The following is a 14,299-nucleotide window of genomic DNA, read 5'->3' on the forward strand; positions in this document are numbered from 1 at the left end:
GGGTGCCTTGTGGCGCTCAATAGCATCGAAGAACTGGTTGAAGACATCCGCCAAGGCAAGATGGTCATCCTCATGGATGACGAAGACCGCGAGAACGAAGGCGACCTGATCATGGCCGCCGAATGCTGCAAGGCCGAACACATCAACTTCATGGCCAAGCACGCCCGCGGCCTGATCTGCATGCCGATGAGCCGCGAGCGCTGCGAACTGTTGAAGCTGCCATTGATGGCGCCACGCAACGGTTCCGGTTTCGGCACCAAGTTCACCGTATCGATCGAAGCCGCCGAAGGCGTCACCACCGGTATTTCCGCCGCCGACCGTGCGCGCACCGTGCAAGCGGCTGCGGCGAAAGACGCCAAGGCGGAAGACATCGTCAGCCCGGGGCACATCTTCCCGCTGATGGCTCAGGCTGGCGGTACGCTGGCTCGTGCCGGTCACACTGAAGCCGCCTGCGACCTGGCGCGCATGGCCGGTTTCGAACCAAGCGGCGTGATCTGCGAAGTGATGAACGACGACGGCACCATGTCCCGTCGCGCCGAACTGGAAGCGTTTGCCGCCGAACACAACATCAAGATCGGCACCATCGCCGACCTGATTCACTACCGGATGATCCACGAACGTACCGTTCAGCGGATTGCCGAACAGCCGCTGGACAGCGAACTGGGCCAATTCAACCTGGTGACCTATCGTGATTCGGTGGAAGGCGATGTGCACATGGCCCTCACTTTAGGTACGGTTTGCGCCGAAGAGCCGACCCTGGTTCGCGTGCATAACATGGATCCGCTGCGCGACCTGCTGATGGTCAAGCAACCGGGCCGCTGGAGCCTGCGCGCCGCGATGGCTGCGGTCGCCGAGGCCGGCAGCGGTGTGGTGCTGTTGCTCGGTCACCCGCTGGACGGCGACGTGTTGCTGGCGCATATCCGCGAAACCGGTGAGCAGGCAGCGGTGAAAAAACCGACCACCTACAGCATCGTCGGTGCCGGTTCGCAGATCCTGCGTGACCTCGGCGTACGCAAAATGCGCTTGATGTCTGCGCCAATGAAATTTAATGCGATATCCGGTTTCGATCTGGAAGTTGTAGAATACGTGCCCTCCGAATAATGACCGGTCGTTTCCGGCATTGTTGACGTAGATCCTTGTGGTGAGGGGATTCATCCCCGACGGGCTGCGTAGCGGCCCTATTTGATTGGGACTGCTGCGCAGTCCATCGGGGATAAATCCCCTCGCCACAGGGGTGTAGTCGAACAGCAATGCGGTGTTTCCGGTCATGAATTTGTGGCTAATATCACTGAGGGATGCGTACGAAACGCGTCCCGGCTCTTTAAGAGATCTGACGAATGACCCTGAAGACCATCGAAGGTACCTTCATCGCCCCTAAAGGCCGCTACGCTCTGGTAGTGGGCCGTTTCAACAGCTTCGTGGTTGAAAGCCTGGTCAGCGGTGCAGTTGATGCCCTGGTTCGCCACGGCGTGAGCGAAAGCGACATCACCATCATCCGCGCACCTGGCGCCTTCGAAATCCCGCTGGTTGCGCAGAAAGTCGCTCAGAAAGGCGAGTTCGCAGCCATCATCGCCCTCGGCGCGGTCATTCGTGGCGGCACTCCGCACTTCGAATACGTGGCTGGCGAATGCACCAAGGGCCTGGCCCAGGTGTCCATGGAGTTCGGCGTACCGGTCGCGTTCGGCGTCCTGACCGTTGATTCCATCGAGCAAGCCATCGAACGTTCCGGCACCAAGGCCGGCAACAAAGGTGCTGAAGCTGCCCTGTCCGCTCTGGAAATGGTCAGCCTGCTGGCGCAGTTGGAGGCCAAGTGATTAGCGACGATAGCGATCGTTTCAACCCGCGCGATCCGAAACCTGCGGATGCCGGCAAGCCATCGAAAAGCGTCAAGCGTCGCGAAGCCCGTCAGCTCGCGACTCAGGCTCTGTATCAGTGGCACATGGCCAAGGCTTCGCTGAACGAAATCGAAGCGCAGTTCCGCGTTGATAACGATTTCACCGATGTCGATGGCGCGTATTTCCGCGAAATCCTCCACGGGGTTCCGGCGAGCCGCACCGAAATCGACACCGCGCTCAAACCGTGCCTGGACATCGAAATCGAAGAGCTGGATCCGGTTGAACTGGCGGTTCTGCGCCTGTCCACCTGGGAACTGCTCAAGCGCGTCGACGTGCCGTACCGCGTGGTGATCAACGAAGGTATCGAGCTGGCGAAAGTCTTCGGTTCGACCGACGGCCACAAGTTCGTCAACGGTGTACTCGACAAGCTGGCTCCGCGCCTGCGTGAAGCTGAAGTCAAGGCGTTCAAGCGCTGATCAGCGCTTGATATCGCAATGGGCGAGTTTGAGCTGATCCGCAATTTCTTCGCCGCCGCGCCTTGTGCGCAGGGCGGCGAGGGCGTTGCCCTGGGGATCGGCGACGACTGCGCCTTGCTGGCGGTTCCCCCCGGGGAGCAGTTGGCGATTTCCACCGATACGCTGGTGGCCGGCGTGCACTTCGCCGATCCCTGCGATCCATTTCTGCTCGGTCAGCGCTCGCTGGCCGTTGCGGTCAGCGACCTGGCCGCCATGGGCGCCACGCCCGTTGCCTTTACCCTTGCCCTGACTGTGCCGACGGTGACCGCCGATTGGCTGCAAGCCTATGCCCGCGGTTTGAACCGCATGGCGCAGAGCTGCGGCGTCGCGCTGGTTGGCGGCGACACCACCCGTGGGCCGTTAAGCCTGACCGTCACCGTGTTCGGTCGCGTCCCGGCCGGGCAGGCCTTGACCCGCAGCGGCGCACAACCGGGCGACCTGCTTTGTGTTGGCGGCGAACTGGGCAATGCCGCCGGTGCCTTGCCGCTGGTGCTTGGCCAGCGTGAAGCCGACACTGATATTGCCGAGCCGCTGCTCAGTCATTACTGGTCGCCGCAACCGCAACTGGCTCTTGGTCAGGCGCTGCGCGGCAAGGCCACCTCCGCCCTGGATATCTCCGATGGCCTGCTTGCCGATTGCGGCCATATCGCTCTGGCTTCGCAGGTGCGGCTTGAGGTTGAACGCGAGCGCGTACCGTTGTCCGATGCTTTAGTGGCGTTTCTCGGCCAGCGTGGCGCCGAACGGGCGGCGTTGAGCGGCGGCGATGATTACGTGCTGGCCTTCACGCTACCGTCCGTCGAGTTGCCGGCACTGCTGGCCGATGGTTGGCCGATCCATGTGATCGGGCGTGTGGCGCAGGGCCAGGGTGTGGTGCTGCTGGATCGCGAAGGACACGACATCACCCCGCAAATCCGGGGTTATCAACATTTTCAGGAGACACCGTGACAGATCACCCGAAACAGGTTCCGGCCGAATTCGTTCCGCCGTCGGTCTGGCGCAATCCCTGGCATTTCCTCGCGTTCGGCTTCGGCTCCGGCACCTTGCCGAAAGCGCCGGGCACGTGGGGTTCGTTAGTTGCGCTACCCTTTATTCCGTTGTGGCAGATGTTGCCCGACTGGGGTTACTGGCTGATGCTCGGGATTACCATGCTGTTCGGCTTCTGGCTGTGCGGCAAGGTCGCCGACGATCTGCGGGTACACGACCACGAAGGCATCGTCTGGGACGAAATGGTCGGGATGTGGATCACCCTGTGGTTGGTGCCGGAAGGCTGGTACTGGTTGCTCGCGGGGTTCCTGATGTTCCGCTTCTTCGACATTCTCAAGCCATGGCCGATCCGCTGGATCGATCGGCATGTCCATGGCGGCGTCGGCATCATGCTCGACGACGTGCTGGCCGGCGTGTTCGCCTGGCTGGCGATGCAGGGACTGGTGTGGATTTTCGCCTGATCCGGATTGTCAGGGTTAAGTGGGGAGACTAAGGATGGTTAGTCGCTGGCTGGCGCTGGTGTTTTTTACCTTGCTGGGCACTGTCGCCAGTGCGCAGGAAGCTGCGCCGACGCCCGCGGTCATCCATCTGGCCAGCGAAGACTGGGAAGACTACACCGCCGCTGACGGTCACGGCCTGGGCTGGGACGTGCTGCGCAAGGTCTTCGAACCGGCCGGGGTGCAACTCGACATCCGCACCGAGCCTTACACGCGCTCCGTGGGTCTGGCCCAGCGCGGCGAAGTCGATGCTTGCGTCGGCTCGTATAAAAACGAGGCCAGCGATCTGCTATACCCGCGCTGGAATTTCGACACCGACCACATCTACGCCCTGGGCCTGGCGAGCAATCCTTCACCGACCCCGGACACTCTCGGCAGCTATCGCCTGGCCTGGGTGCGCGGCTATGACTATCAGGATTATTTGCCCAATGTGCATAACTTTAACGAAGTCATGCGACGTACCGGGATCCTGTCGATGCTCACCCACAACCGCGCTGACTATTACATCGATGCGCAGACCGAAATCGATTACGTGGTTGGCCGGGCCAAGGATCCAACGCAGTTTCGCAAGACCCACATCGCCGAATTGCCGCTGTACCTGTGCTTCGCCGATACGCCGCAAGCGCGCACGCTGATGGCGCTGTTCGACAGGCGCATGGAGCAGTTGGTGAAGAGCGGCGAGCTGAAGCCGATTTTCGAGCAGTGGAAGCAGCCGTATCCGTTTGATACGCCCTGATTGCGAATCTTGTGCCCAACACTGTGCCCCCTGTGGGAGCGGGCTTGCTCGCAAATACGGTGGTTCCGCCAGCCTATTGCCGACTGACACGACGCCTTCGCGAGCAAGCCCGCTCCCACAGGGGGGCAAGGCAAGTCGGGTGTTATCAAACTTTTTGATCGTTATGCCCGATAATTCAGCCTAAGCGCCTGCCGGAACCTGCTGTTACAATGCCGGCCTGCGAATCTTCAGACTTTTTAGATCAGGAGCACACAGGTGCCTGTCGTTTTTGTCGCCGCTTGCAAGCTGCCAACGCCTTTTGCGCAATTCACCATGCACGGTTTTCTCGATGAAGCCACCGGCCGCGAGCACGTTGTGCTGAGCCTGGGTGAAATTGACGACGGTGCCCCGGTCCTTGGCCGGTTGCATTCCGAGTGCCTGACCGGTGACGCCCTGTTCAGCCAGCGCTGCGACTGCGGTTCGCAACTCGAAGCGGCGCTCAAGGCCATCGCCCGCGAAGGCCGTGGCGTGCTGCTGTACCTGCGCCAGGAAGGTCGTGGCATCGGTCTGCTGAACAAGATCCGCGCCTACGAGTTGCAGGACGGCGGCGCCGACACCGTGGAAGCCAACGAGCGTCTGGGTTTCGCCGCCGACCAGCGTGACTACGCGATGTGCCTGCCGATGCTCGAGCATCTGGGCGTGAAGTCCCTGCGCCTGATGACCAACAACCCGCGCAAGGTCAAAGCCCTGACCGACATGGGCATCGTCGTCGCCGAACGCGTGCCGCTGCACACCGGCCATAATCCGCACAACAAACTGTACCTGGCGACCAAGGCCAGCAAGCTCGACCACATGATGGGCAACGAGCATCAGGGCGAGGTCGACCGCGCGTGACCCGCGGTCAGGTACGACGCCGTCTGGCGGTCGACTGGTGGAAGTATCTGGCGTTGGCGCTGCTGCCGCTGTTCGTGCTCAACGCACTGTTCGGCCAATATGAAGCGTTTCTGCCGGTACTGACCATGCCAATGTTCATTGCCGGTGTCGCCTCGATGTTTGTCAGTCTGAAGTTTTTTGGTGGCTACAAACACGCCCTGATCGCCACCCAGAAAGCTCTCGATACGCCTGCCGAGCCGGCGGCCTGGATCGCGCTCGCGGCCCGTCGCCGTATTGCGTTCCTCGCTGCATCGTTGCCGGCATGGATCGGTGCGCTGGCCGTGTTCGTCGGCCTCGAAGCCGTACCGCTGATGCTGCTGGCGCTGTCCACGGCCGTGCTGTTCTACCTCTATCGCATCCCGCGTCAACTCGGCTGATGCGTCGTCTGTGGCTGGCGGTGCTGTTGCTGGCCGTCGCCGGCCCGGCGCTGGCGAGCCTACGGGTGGTGAGCCTCGCGCCTTCGCTGTCGGAAATCGTTGTCGAGCTGGACTCGGCCGATCTGCTGGTTGGCGTGCTCGATGCCGGCGAGCGTCCTGCCGCGCTCAAGGATGTCCCGTCAGTGGGCCGCTACGGTCAGCTGGACATGGAGCGTCTGCTCAGTTTGAAGCCCGATTTGTTGCTGTTGTGGCCCGGCAGTGTCGGCCCGGCGCAACGCGATCAGCTCAAACGCCTGAACATCCCGACCTACGTCGCCGAACCGCACAATCTCGAACAGCTCTCTGCACAGATCGAAGCCATTGCCGCGCAACTCGGCCGGCCTGAACGTGGGGTGACACTGGTGGCGGATCTGCGCCAGAAACTCGATGACCTGCGCCAACGCTATCGCCGGGAGACGCCGCTGACAGTGTTCTATCAAGTCTGGGACAAGCCGCTGTACACCGTCGGTGGCGGGCAGATCATCAGCGATGCGCTTGAGGTATGCGGCGCGCGCAATGTGTTTGCCGATCTGAGTTTGCCGGCGCCGCAGGTCAGTATCGAAGCGGTGTTGCAGCGCGATCCCGGGGTGATTCTGGCCGGTGATCAGGCCCAGCTTGATGCCTGGAAAGCCTGGCCGCAGGTGGCGGCGGTGAAGCAGGGGAAACTACTGTTGGTTACTGATAAAGGCCTTGAGCGCCCAAGCGGCCAAATGATCGATGCCACCGCCAAACTCTGCCAACTCATTCAGCCACACCGCTAGTTTTGTGGCGAGGGAGCTTGCTCCCGCTGGGTTGCGAAGCAACCCCAAAACCTGTCCCCCAAATCCGTCTGTCACTCTGAGCAAGCCGGGGTTGCGACTGCTGCGCAGCCGAGCGGGAGCAAGCTCCCTCGCCACAGTTGATTGAGGTTTACCTTAGAGTCCCGGCGTCCAGGTCACCCCAAACACCCAGGCCCGACCTTCCTCGCGATAGCCATACTGGCTGCCGTCATAGCTGTAGAGCGCGCGGCTATAGCCTTTATCGAACAGGTTCTCGACCTTCATATCCAGTTTGATCTCACGGTTCAGTGCCCAACTGCTGCGCAATCCGATCAAGCCGTAGCCGCCCAGTGACTGGGTGTTGTCCTTGTCGTCGTAGCTACTGCTTACCGCCTGCCAACTGGCGCCCAGACCCAGTCGGTCAAACTGCCGATCCAGATCCCAACTCATCGTGCGCCGTGCGCGGCGGGCCAAGGTGTGCCCTGTATCGCGATCACGCGGATCGATGATCGCCACGCCGAGATTGCTCTGCCAGCCGAACAGCTCCTGCTTCAATGCCGCTTCGAAACCGTTGATCCGTGCCGAGGCCACGTTCTCCGGGCGTGAGTTGCTGCCGAAGATGATCGCGTCTTCCAGGTCTGTGCGGTAAATCGAAGTTTCCAGGCGACTGGAATCGCTCAACTGGCTACGCCATTGCAACTCGTAGCTTTTCGAGGTTTCCGGTTTCAGGTTCGGGTTGCTGAAATCCGGGTAGTACAGGTCGTTGAAGGTCGGCGCGCGGAAGCCTTCGCTGTAGCTCAGCAGCAGATCGTTGTCCGGGTTCAGCGGCAGCGTAAAGGTGCCGCTCCAGGTGTTCTGGCTGCCGAACTGCTGGTTGTCGTCGTGGCGCAGGCCCAGCTCTGTGGAGAAGCTGTCGGCCTGATAGCGATGCTGGATGAACGCGGCGCGGTTCCAGCGGCTGTCTTCGTCGAACGCGGTGCTGCTGTTGACCCGGTCTTCGTACCAGTCGCCGCCGAGGATCAGGCTGTTGCGCGCATCCAGAGTCAGGTCGTTCTGCCAGTTCACCGAATCGCGATAGGTGTTGAAAACCGTGCGCTCGTCGCTGAGTTTGTCGAGGGTCTTTTCGCGGTTTTCGGTGTGACCGAATTCGACGCGGGTTTTCCAGATTTCGTTGACCCGGGCATCGACGTAGCTGCTGACACTGCTGACGTTGAAGTCGCTGTAGGGCTGCTGTTGCACCGACTCGAAAGTGGTCGTATCGAAGCGCCCGAACGGGTTGTCGAACTCGCTCTTGCCGCGGTTATCCAGCAGGTTGGCGCCGACTTCGATGTCATCGGTCAGCGCATGGCTGAGACTCAGGCTGACGGATTGATTGCGATAGGCATCGTGATCGCTGTCGCTGGGGTAGGACTCGTGAGTACGGTCGAGGCCAGCGGTGTCATCGAGGCTGGCACCCAGGTTGAAGCGGGTTTTCTCGTCGCCACCCGACAGGCCGAGACTGCGTTCCCAGGTCTGGTTGCTGCCGAAACCGACGTGCAAGCGAGGCTGTAAACCTTGCTGGTTACCGCGCCGGGTGAAGATCTGGATCACCCCGCCAATCGCATCGCTACCGTAGATCACCGAACGCGAACCGCGCAGCACTTCCACGCGTTCGATCTGGTCGATGTTCAGGTGCTGCAGGTTGCTGTCGCCGGAGGTCGAGCTGCCGATGCGCTGTCCGTCGACCAGCACCAGACTTTGCGCAGATTGCGTGCCGCGAATGTAGATCCCCGGCAGACTGCCGCGCCCACCGGCCTGCGCCACCTGCACGCCCGGCACCCGTTGCAGCAGGTCGGTGACGCTGCTCGGTTGCAGGCGGTCGATGTCTTCGCGGGTGAACACGGTGTTGGCGGCGCTGCTGTCGTTGCGCGCTTCGACCTGGCGGTTGGCGCTGATCAGCGTGTCCGGCAGTTTCAGGGCCTGATCGCGTTCGAAGCTGTCGGCGAGGGTGCTGGTGGCTGGCAGCAGGAAGAAGGGCAGGGCGAGGCGCGAGAGGTTCATCGGTGATCCATTGGGTATTTCTGATGTACACAAATCAAATGTGGGAGCGGGCTTGCTCGCGAATGCGGTGTATCAGTCAGCATTACTTTGACTGACAATCCGCATTCGCGAGCAGGCTCGCTCCCACAGGGGTATTGCGTTTATTTGTCGAGTAAAGCCAGACGCTCACGAATCGAAGCTTCGATTCCCGCTTCGTCCAGCCCGCACTCGGCCAGCATCTGCGCGGGTTTGGCGTGCTCGACGTAGATGTCCGGCAAGCCCAGATGCAGCATCGACTTGAGGATGTTCTCGCGCGCCAGGAACTCGCTGACCGCGCCACCGGCACCGCCCATGACCGCGTTCTCTTCGATCGTCACCAGCAACTCGTGGTTGCCGGCGATTTCGCGCACCAGTGCCTCATCCAGCGGCTTGACGAAGCGCATGTCGACCACGGTCGCATCCAGCTTCTCGGCGACTTTCAGTGCTTCGCTCAGTTGCACGCCGAACACCAGCAGGGCGACTTTGCTGCCCTGGCGACGGACGATGCCCTTGCCGATTTCGATCGGCTCCAGATCCTTGTCGATGGTCGCGTTCGGGCCGGTGCCGCGCGGGTAGCGCACCGCCGCCGGGCCGTTGTACATGTGGCCGGTGGTGAGCATTTTGCGCAATTCGTTTTCATCGCTCGGGGTCATGATGACCATGCCCGGAATGCAGCGCAGGTACGAGAGGTCGAAGCTGCCGGCGTGGGTCGGGCCGTCTTCGCCCACCAGACCGGCGCGGTCGATGGCGAACAGCACGTCGAGGTTCTGCACCGCGACGTCATGCACCAACTGGTCATAGCCGCGTTGCAGGAATGTCGAGTAGATCGCCACCACAGGCTTGGCACCTTCGCAGGCCATGCCGGCGGCGAACGTCACCGCGTGCTGTTCGGCAATCGCCACGTCGAAGTAGCGCAACGGGAAACGTTCGCTGAACGCCACCAGGTCTGAACCTTCCTTCATCGCCGGGGTGATGCCGACCAGACGCGGATCAGCCGCCGCCATGTCGCACAGCCATTCGCCGAACACCGCCGAATACTTCGGCCCGCCAGCCTTTTTCGGCGCCGCGGCCGGAGCGTCGAGCGGTTCGAGCTTGGTGATCGCGTGGTAACCGATCGGGTCGACTTCCGCCGGGGCGAAGCCTTTGCCTTTCTTGGTGACGATGTGCAGGAACTGCGGGCCTTTCAGATCGCGCATGTTGCGCAGGGTAGCGATCAGGGTTGGCAGGTCGTGGCCGTCGATCGGGCCGATGTAGTTCCAGCCCAGCTCTTCGAACAGGGTGCCGGGAACCAGCATGCCTTTGGCGTATTCTTCGGTGCGACGGGCGATTTCCCAGGCGCCGGGCAGGCGCGACAGGACTTTCTTGCTGCCCTCACGCATGCTCGCGTAAGTGCGGCTGGAAAGGATCTTCGCCAGATAATTCGACAGACCACCGACGTTGCGCGAGATCGACATGTCGTTGTCGTTGAGGATCACCAGCATGTTGGCGTTGACTTCCGGCGCATGGTTCAGCGCCTCGAAGGCCATGCCGGCGGTCAGCGCGCCGTCACCGATCACCGCAATCGCCTTGCGATCGCTGTTTTGCAGGCGGGCGGCAATTGCCATGCCCAGCGCGGCGCTGATCGAGGTGCTGGAGTGGCCGACGCCAAAGGTGTCGTACTCGCTCTCGGCGCGACGCGGGAAAGCGGCGATGCCGTCCTTCTGGCGCAGGGTTTCCATGCGCTGGCGGCGACCGGTGAGGATCTTGTGCGGATACGCCTGATGACCGACGTCCCACACCAGCCGGTCATCCGGGGTGTCGAAGACGTAATGCAACGCGATGGTCAGCTCGATGACGCCCAGGCCGGCACCGAAATGCCCACCGGTCTGGCCGACCGTGTAGAGCAATTCCAGGCGCAACTCATCGGCCAGGGTTTCCAGCTCGGCTTCGCCTAACCGGCGCAGGCCGTCCGGCGTGTTCGCGCGGTCGAGCAGGGGCGTGGTCGGGCGCTTGCGGGGAATCTCATGAAACGTCGTGGGCATCAGGCGAATCGTTATAGGTATAAAAGATGCGGCAGTTTACCTGATGCATCGCCCCCTGCCCACGCGTTGGTCTTTTTTGGCAGGTTGGCGTTCAGTTACGCCGCTCGACGATATACCGGGCCAGGTCGCGCAAAGGCTCGGCTGCCGCGTCAAACGGTCGCAGCGCGTGCAGTGCCTGATCGCGCAGTTCCAGGGCGTAGACCTTGGCCGCGTCCAGCCCCAGCAAGGCCGGGTAGGTCGGTTTGTCGCGGGCGATGTCGGCGCCCTGGCGTTTACCGAGGGTTTCGGTATCGCTTTCGACGTCGAGAATGTCGTCCTGCACCTGGAAGGCCAGACCGATGGCTTGTGCATAAGTCTGCAGGGCTTTGAGTTCATCCTGCTCGGCACGGCCGCTGGCCAGGGCGCCGAGTTTGACGCTGACTTCGATCAGCGCGCCGGTCTTGTGCTGGTGCATCTGCTCCAGCGCTTGCTGATCCAGCTTCAGACCGACCGAACCGAGGTCGATGGCCTGACCGCCGACCATGCCCGCCGGGCCCGCCGCGTGCGCCAGCGCCGTGACCTGTTGCAGACGGATGTCAGCGTCGAGGTTGCTCAGGCGCGGGTCGAGCAGGGCGCTGAAGGCCAGGCTCTGCAAGCCGTCACCGGCGAGAATCGCGCAGGCTTCGTCGAATTTCTTGTGAGTGGTGGGCTGGCCGCGACGCAGATCGTCGTCGTCCATCGCCGGCAAATCGTCGTGCACCAGCGAATAGGCGTGGATCAGCTCCACCGCGCAGGCCGCGCCGTTGGCTTGCTCAGCCTTGCCACCGAGCGCTTCGCACGCGGCGTAGGCCAGCAGCGGGCGCACGCGTTTGCCGCCGATCATCACGCTGTAGTGCATCGCCTCATACAGGCGCGACAGCTCCGGCAGCGGAGCCTTGAAAAGGATTTCCAGTGCCGCATTGACCCGCGCCTGACTGGTCGCCGAATACGCCGCAATCATTCTGGCTGTTCCGCGTCGAAGGGTTCCTCGGCGAGTTCGCCATCGCGCTCCAGCAGCACTTGCACCTTCTGCTCGGCCTGGGCCAGCGCTGCCTGGCAGTCACGGGTCAGGCCGATGCCCTGCTCGAAAGCGGTCAGCGAGTCTTCCAGCGACAATTCACCGTTCTCCAGACGCTCGACCAGTGTTTGCAGGTCGGCGAGGGACTGTTCGAAATCCAGTGCAGCTTTTTTGCGGGCCATGGCGGCGATTTCCGGTTGACGTTAAACCGGCGCGACACTAGCAGATAGGGGGTTTATGGGCAAATGAGCGGGGCGCGGCCGATCCTTACCTCCTCACTACAGACGCCAGTGGTCAGTTTGAGGAATCGCCCGGGTAATTGATTTTGTAGCGGGTACTCCGTCCACCCCCCGGCATTCTTTGCAGGCAGCCCTTTTCCAGCAGTTCCGCCAGATGGCGGGTTGCCGTGGCTTTCGAGACCTTGGCCACCGCCTGATACTGTGCCGCGCTGATGCCGTGCTCGAAACCTCGTTCTCCACCGTCGAGCAGGCGATTGAGCACTTTACTCTGTTCCACCGACAGTTCGGATTCACGGTGTGCCTGCCAGAAGCGTGTTTTGCCCAGCACGCTTTCGATCCGTGCGATGGCTTGCTGCAGACTGCGTAAAAGAGTCTGCAGAAACCAGGTGAGCCATTGGGTGACGTCCAGCGTGGCCTTTTGGCTGGCCTCGAGCACTCGGTAGTAGCCGTTGCGGTCATCCAGAATGCTGGCCGACATCGCGTAAAAGCGGATCGCCTGGGCTTCACCTTGCGCCAGCGCCAGATCGGTAAGGGTGCGAGTAAGGCGACCATTGCCGTCATCAAACGGATGCAGCGTGACAAACCAGAAATGCGCGATGCCGGCACGTAGCAAAGGATCAAGCGCTGTTTGATGCTGGCTGGCCTCGAACCAGGCGAGAAATTTATCCACCTGTCGCTCGAGACCTTGGCGCGGAGGGGCCTCGAAATGCACAGTGGGCCGGTCGAGGCGACCGGAAACTACCTGCATCGGCTCCTCGCCGCGAAGCGCACCGACATGCATTGATCGTGCGCTGAAGTCGCTTTCCTGATCCGGAAACAACCATCGATGCCATTCCAGCAGTCGATCCAGCGTCAGTGGTTCGGCGAAGCGCCGCGTGGCGTCAAGCATCAGTTGCGCAAGGCCTTCGCTGCGTTGGCTGACTTTATCGCCGTCAGACAATTCCAGCCCCAGGCGTCGAGCCAATGACGAACGCACCGAGCCGACATTCAACTGCTCACCCTCAATGGCCGAAGAGGTCACGATGTTTTGCAGCAGTGCGTCGAGTTCGGTCTGAGCGCTCAGGGAGTTGCCCACGGATCCCGCCATACCCATCAATTGGCCTTGTGCCTGAACGCATTCACGCAGCAGCGGCGCCAGACGTTCTGCCTGCCAGTTGAAGTCGGGCCAATCCGGCTGCTGCCAGATCCATTGAGTGGTCATCGGTTACTGCCTGTAATAGGGGCGTGAGCCGAATAGAAATGCTATTCGGCTCATTTAGTGAGCCGAATATGACGGCTATTCGGCTCACAGTCCACCCGTACGGCGTGATTCCCACAGCAAATCCAGATGTATCCGATTGTTAAAAAACTGCCGAATCGCTAATCTTCGCGCCTTCTACGACCCGCTGGTCACGGGGTCTTTCAGACGAAACGCAGTTTCCACCGCTGTGAAGTACCGAGGATCGGGTGCAAGGTTTCGTTCAGGCATGGCAGGAGGCACTACATGCGTTCATTTCTTTTGTTGCTGATCGGTCTGGCTGGCGCGCCTGCGCTGCTGGCGGCGCCGACTGCCGAGCTGTCGGAACCGTCGGGCGGTTGGCGCTACAACGGTCTGCTTGATCGCAGTGAAAACCCGCAAGTCGCCTATCCGACGCCGCCAATCGACCGTGGCATCCAGCGCAATCGCACGATGATCCAGGGCCAGCTCAAGGCCATCGGCAATCAGCGCGGGCCGCACACGCTGGCGGTCAATGGCAATCCACTGAATCTGTACACCGACGATGACGGGCGATTTGCCCGTCCGTATGCGTTCGGCGCCGGTTCCAACAGTGTCGAAGTGCGCAGCGCCGAGGGGCAGTCGCTCAAGCGCGTGCAGTTCTACGAAGCGAACAACCTGCGCACTCCGGCGAAAATCCGTGTGGTGCTGGGTTGGGACGATCCCAAGGCCGAACTCGACCTGCACATCATTACGCCCGACGGTCAGCACGCGTTTTTCGCCCACACGGCGCTGACCAACGGCGGCGGTCTGGACCCGGACGGCGTCGATGGCCCCGGCCCGGAAATGTTCACCATGACCGCGCCGCTGCATGGCACCTATCTGGTTTACGTCAACTATTGGGGCAACTTTGGCGACGGCGGCTATAACTTCGAGGAGGCCAGCAATCAGAACGAGGTCATCACCTCGCAAATCACGCTGGTGCTCAACGAAAACACGGTCGACGAAAAACGTGAAACGTTCATCGTGCCTCTGCGGGCGATCGGTGATCTGCTGCTGGTCAAGACTTTCAACTATTAAGCATCCCGCTCCACGGA

General features: G+C 61.6%; 15 protein-coding genes. 10 read left to right on the forward strand and 5 right to left on the reverse strand.

What is annotated here, in order from left to right; translation table 11 throughout:
• Window positions 1-9 precede the first annotated feature (9 nt).
• From ribBA to JFU48_RS10585, 9 genes are all read left to right on the forward strand, one after another.
• The gene (ribBA, locus tag JFU48_RS10545) at window positions 10-1,101 is read left to right on the forward strand and encodes a bifunctional 3,4-dihydroxy-2-butanone-4-phosphate synthase/GTP cyclohydrolase II (RefSeq protein ID WP_003228650.1); all 1,092 of its coding nucleotides are present in this window, start codon (window positions 10-12) and stop codon (window positions 1,099-1,101) included.
• 236 nt (window positions 1,102-1,337) lie between these two features.
• Complete coding sequence (gene ribH / locus JFU48_RS10550) at window positions 1,338-1,814, forward strand: 6,7-dimethyl-8-ribityllumazine synthase (protein ID WP_003228649.1); 477 nt, start codon at window positions 1,338-1,340, stop codon at window positions 1,812-1,814.
• Window positions 1,811-2,311 (forward strand): transcription antitermination factor NusB, encoded by a 501-nt coding sequence (gene nusB / locus JFU48_RS10555; protein WP_003228643.1) that lies wholly within the window; start codon window positions 1,811-1,813, stop codon window positions 2,309-2,311. The genes ribH and nusB overlap by 4 nt, the downstream gene beginning before the upstream one ends.
• 18 nt (window positions 2,312-2,329) lie before the next feature.
• Window positions 2,330-3,295 (forward strand): thiamine-phosphate kinase, encoded by a 966-nt coding sequence (thiL, locus tag JFU48_RS10560; RefSeq protein WP_201136458.1) that lies wholly within the window; start codon window positions 2,330-2,332, stop codon window positions 3,293-3,295.
• Window positions 3,292-3,795, forward strand: coding sequence for a phosphatidylglycerophosphatase A family protein (locus tag JFU48_RS10565; RefSeq protein WP_003228639.1), 504 nt, complete (start codon window positions 3,292-3,294; stop codon window positions 3,793-3,795). Before thiL ends, JFU48_RS10565 begins: the two co-directional genes overlap by 4 nt.
• A 34-nt stretch (window positions 3,796-3,829) precedes the next feature.
• Complete coding sequence (locus tag JFU48_RS10570) at window positions 3,830-4,567, forward strand: substrate-binding periplasmic protein (RefSeq protein WP_201136459.1); 738 nt, start codon at window positions 3,830-3,832, stop codon at window positions 4,565-4,567.
• A 255-nt stretch (window positions 4,568-4,822) separates the two neighbouring features.
• Entirely contained in the window at window positions 4,823-5,440 is a 618-nt protein-coding gene (ribA, locus tag JFU48_RS10575) for a GTP cyclohydrolase II (protein WP_003228637.1), read from the forward strand.
• Window positions 5,437-5,856, forward strand: a complete 420-nt coding sequence (locus tag JFU48_RS10580; protein WP_003228636.1) for a hypothetical protein — start codon at window positions 5,437-5,439, stop codon at window positions 5,854-5,856. The genes ribA and JFU48_RS10580 overlap by 4 nt, the downstream gene beginning before the upstream one ends.
• Window positions 5,856-6,656, forward strand: a complete 801-nt coding sequence (locus tag JFU48_RS10585; protein WP_201136460.1) for a cobalamin-binding protein — start codon at window positions 5,856-5,858, stop codon at window positions 6,654-6,656. Before JFU48_RS10580 ends, JFU48_RS10585 begins: the two co-directional genes overlap by 1 nt.
• Window positions 6,657-6,809: 153 nt before the next feature.
• Here the strand turns inward: JFU48_RS10585 and JFU48_RS10590 are convergent, their stop codons facing one another.
• The 5 genes from JFU48_RS10590 to JFU48_RS10610 form a co-directional block, all read right to left on the reverse strand.
• The gene (locus JFU48_RS10590; RefSeq protein WP_201136461.1) at window positions 6,810-8,693 is read right to left on the reverse strand and encodes a TonB-dependent receptor domain-containing protein; all 1,884 of its coding nucleotides are present in this window, start codon (window positions 8,691-8,693) and stop codon (window positions 6,810-6,812) included.
• A 140-nt stretch (window positions 8,694-8,833) separates the two neighbouring features.
• Window positions 8,834-10,732, reverse strand: coding sequence for a 1-deoxy-D-xylulose-5-phosphate synthase (gene dxs, locus JFU48_RS10595; protein ID WP_201136462.1), 1,899 nt, complete (start codon window positions 10,730-10,732; stop codon window positions 8,834-8,836).
• Window positions 10,733-10,823: 91 nt separating this feature from the next.
• Window positions 10,824-11,711 carry a (2E,6E)-farnesyl diphosphate synthase gene (ispA, locus tag JFU48_RS10600; protein WP_201136463.1) on the reverse strand — a complete coding sequence of 296 codons (888 nt, stop codon included), beginning with the start codon at window positions 11,709-11,711 and terminating at the stop codon, window positions 10,824-10,826.
• Entirely contained in the window at window positions 11,708-11,950 is a 243-nt protein-coding gene (locus tag JFU48_RS10605) for an exodeoxyribonuclease VII small subunit (protein WP_003228627.1), read from the reverse strand. The genes ispA and JFU48_RS10605 overlap by 4 nt, the downstream gene beginning before the upstream one ends.
• 112 nt (window positions 11,951-12,062) lie before the next feature.
• Entirely contained in the window at window positions 12,063-13,208 is a 1,146-nt protein-coding gene (locus JFU48_RS10610) for a Fic family protein (RefSeq protein WP_201136464.1), read from the reverse strand.
• A gap of 282 nt (window positions 13,209-13,490) precedes the next feature.
• Here JFU48_RS10610 and JFU48_RS10615 point away from each other — a divergent pair, with 282 nt between their 5' ends.
• A complete protein-coding gene (locus tag JFU48_RS10615) occupies window positions 13,491-14,282 on the forward strand; it encodes a YfaP family protein (RefSeq protein WP_103521354.1) in 792 nt (263 codons plus the stop codon).
• Window positions 14,283-14,299: the final 17 nt, after the last annotated feature.

It is taken from the genome of Pseudomonas sp. TH49 (genome assembly GCF_016650625.1).
Lineage (GTDB): Bacteria > Pseudomonadota > Gammaproteobacteria > Pseudomonadales > Pseudomonadaceae > Aquipseudomonas > Aquipseudomonas fluorescens_H.

Excerpts from the sequence above, each read along its gene's own strand:
- ribH (WP_003228649.1), top strand. The coding sequence starts at position 1,338 with ATGACCCTGAAGACCATCGAAGGTACCTTCATCGCCCCTAAAGGCCGC.
- thiL (WP_201136458.1), top strand. The coding sequence starts at position 2,330 with ATGGGCGAGTTTGAGCTGATCCGCAATTTCTTCGCCGCCGCGCCTTGT.
- JFU48_RS10570 (WP_201136459.1), top strand. The coding sequence starts at position 3,830 with ATGGTTAGTCGCTGGCTGGCGCTGGTGTTTTTTACCTTGCTGGGCACT.
- JFU48_RS10585 (WP_201136460.1), top strand. The coding sequence starts at position 5,856 with ATGCGTCGTCTGTGGCTGGCGGTGCTGTTGCTGGCCGTCGCCGGCCCG.
- JFU48_RS10590 (WP_201136461.1), bottom strand. The coding sequence starts at position 8,693 with ATGAACCTCTCGCGCCTCGCCCTGCCCTTCTTCCTGCTGCCAGCCACC.
- dxs (WP_201136462.1), bottom strand. The coding sequence starts at position 10,732 with ATGCCCACGACGTTTCATGAGATTCCCCGCAAGCGCCCGACCACGCCC.
- ispA (WP_201136463.1), bottom strand. The coding sequence starts at position 11,711 with ATGATTGCGGCGTATTCGGCGACCAGTCAGGCGCGGGTCAATGCGGCA.
- JFU48_RS10605 (WP_003228627.1), bottom strand. The coding sequence starts at position 11,950 with ATGGCCCGCAAAAAAGCTGCACTGGATTTCGAACAGTCCCTCGCCGAC.
- JFU48_RS10610 (WP_201136464.1), bottom strand. The coding sequence starts at position 13,208 with ATGACCACTCAATGGATCTGGCAGCAGCCGGATTGGCCCGACTTCAAC.
- JFU48_RS10615 (WP_103521354.1), top strand. The coding sequence starts at position 13,491 with ATGCGTTCATTTCTTTTGTTGCTGATCGGTCTGGCTGGCGCGCCTGCG.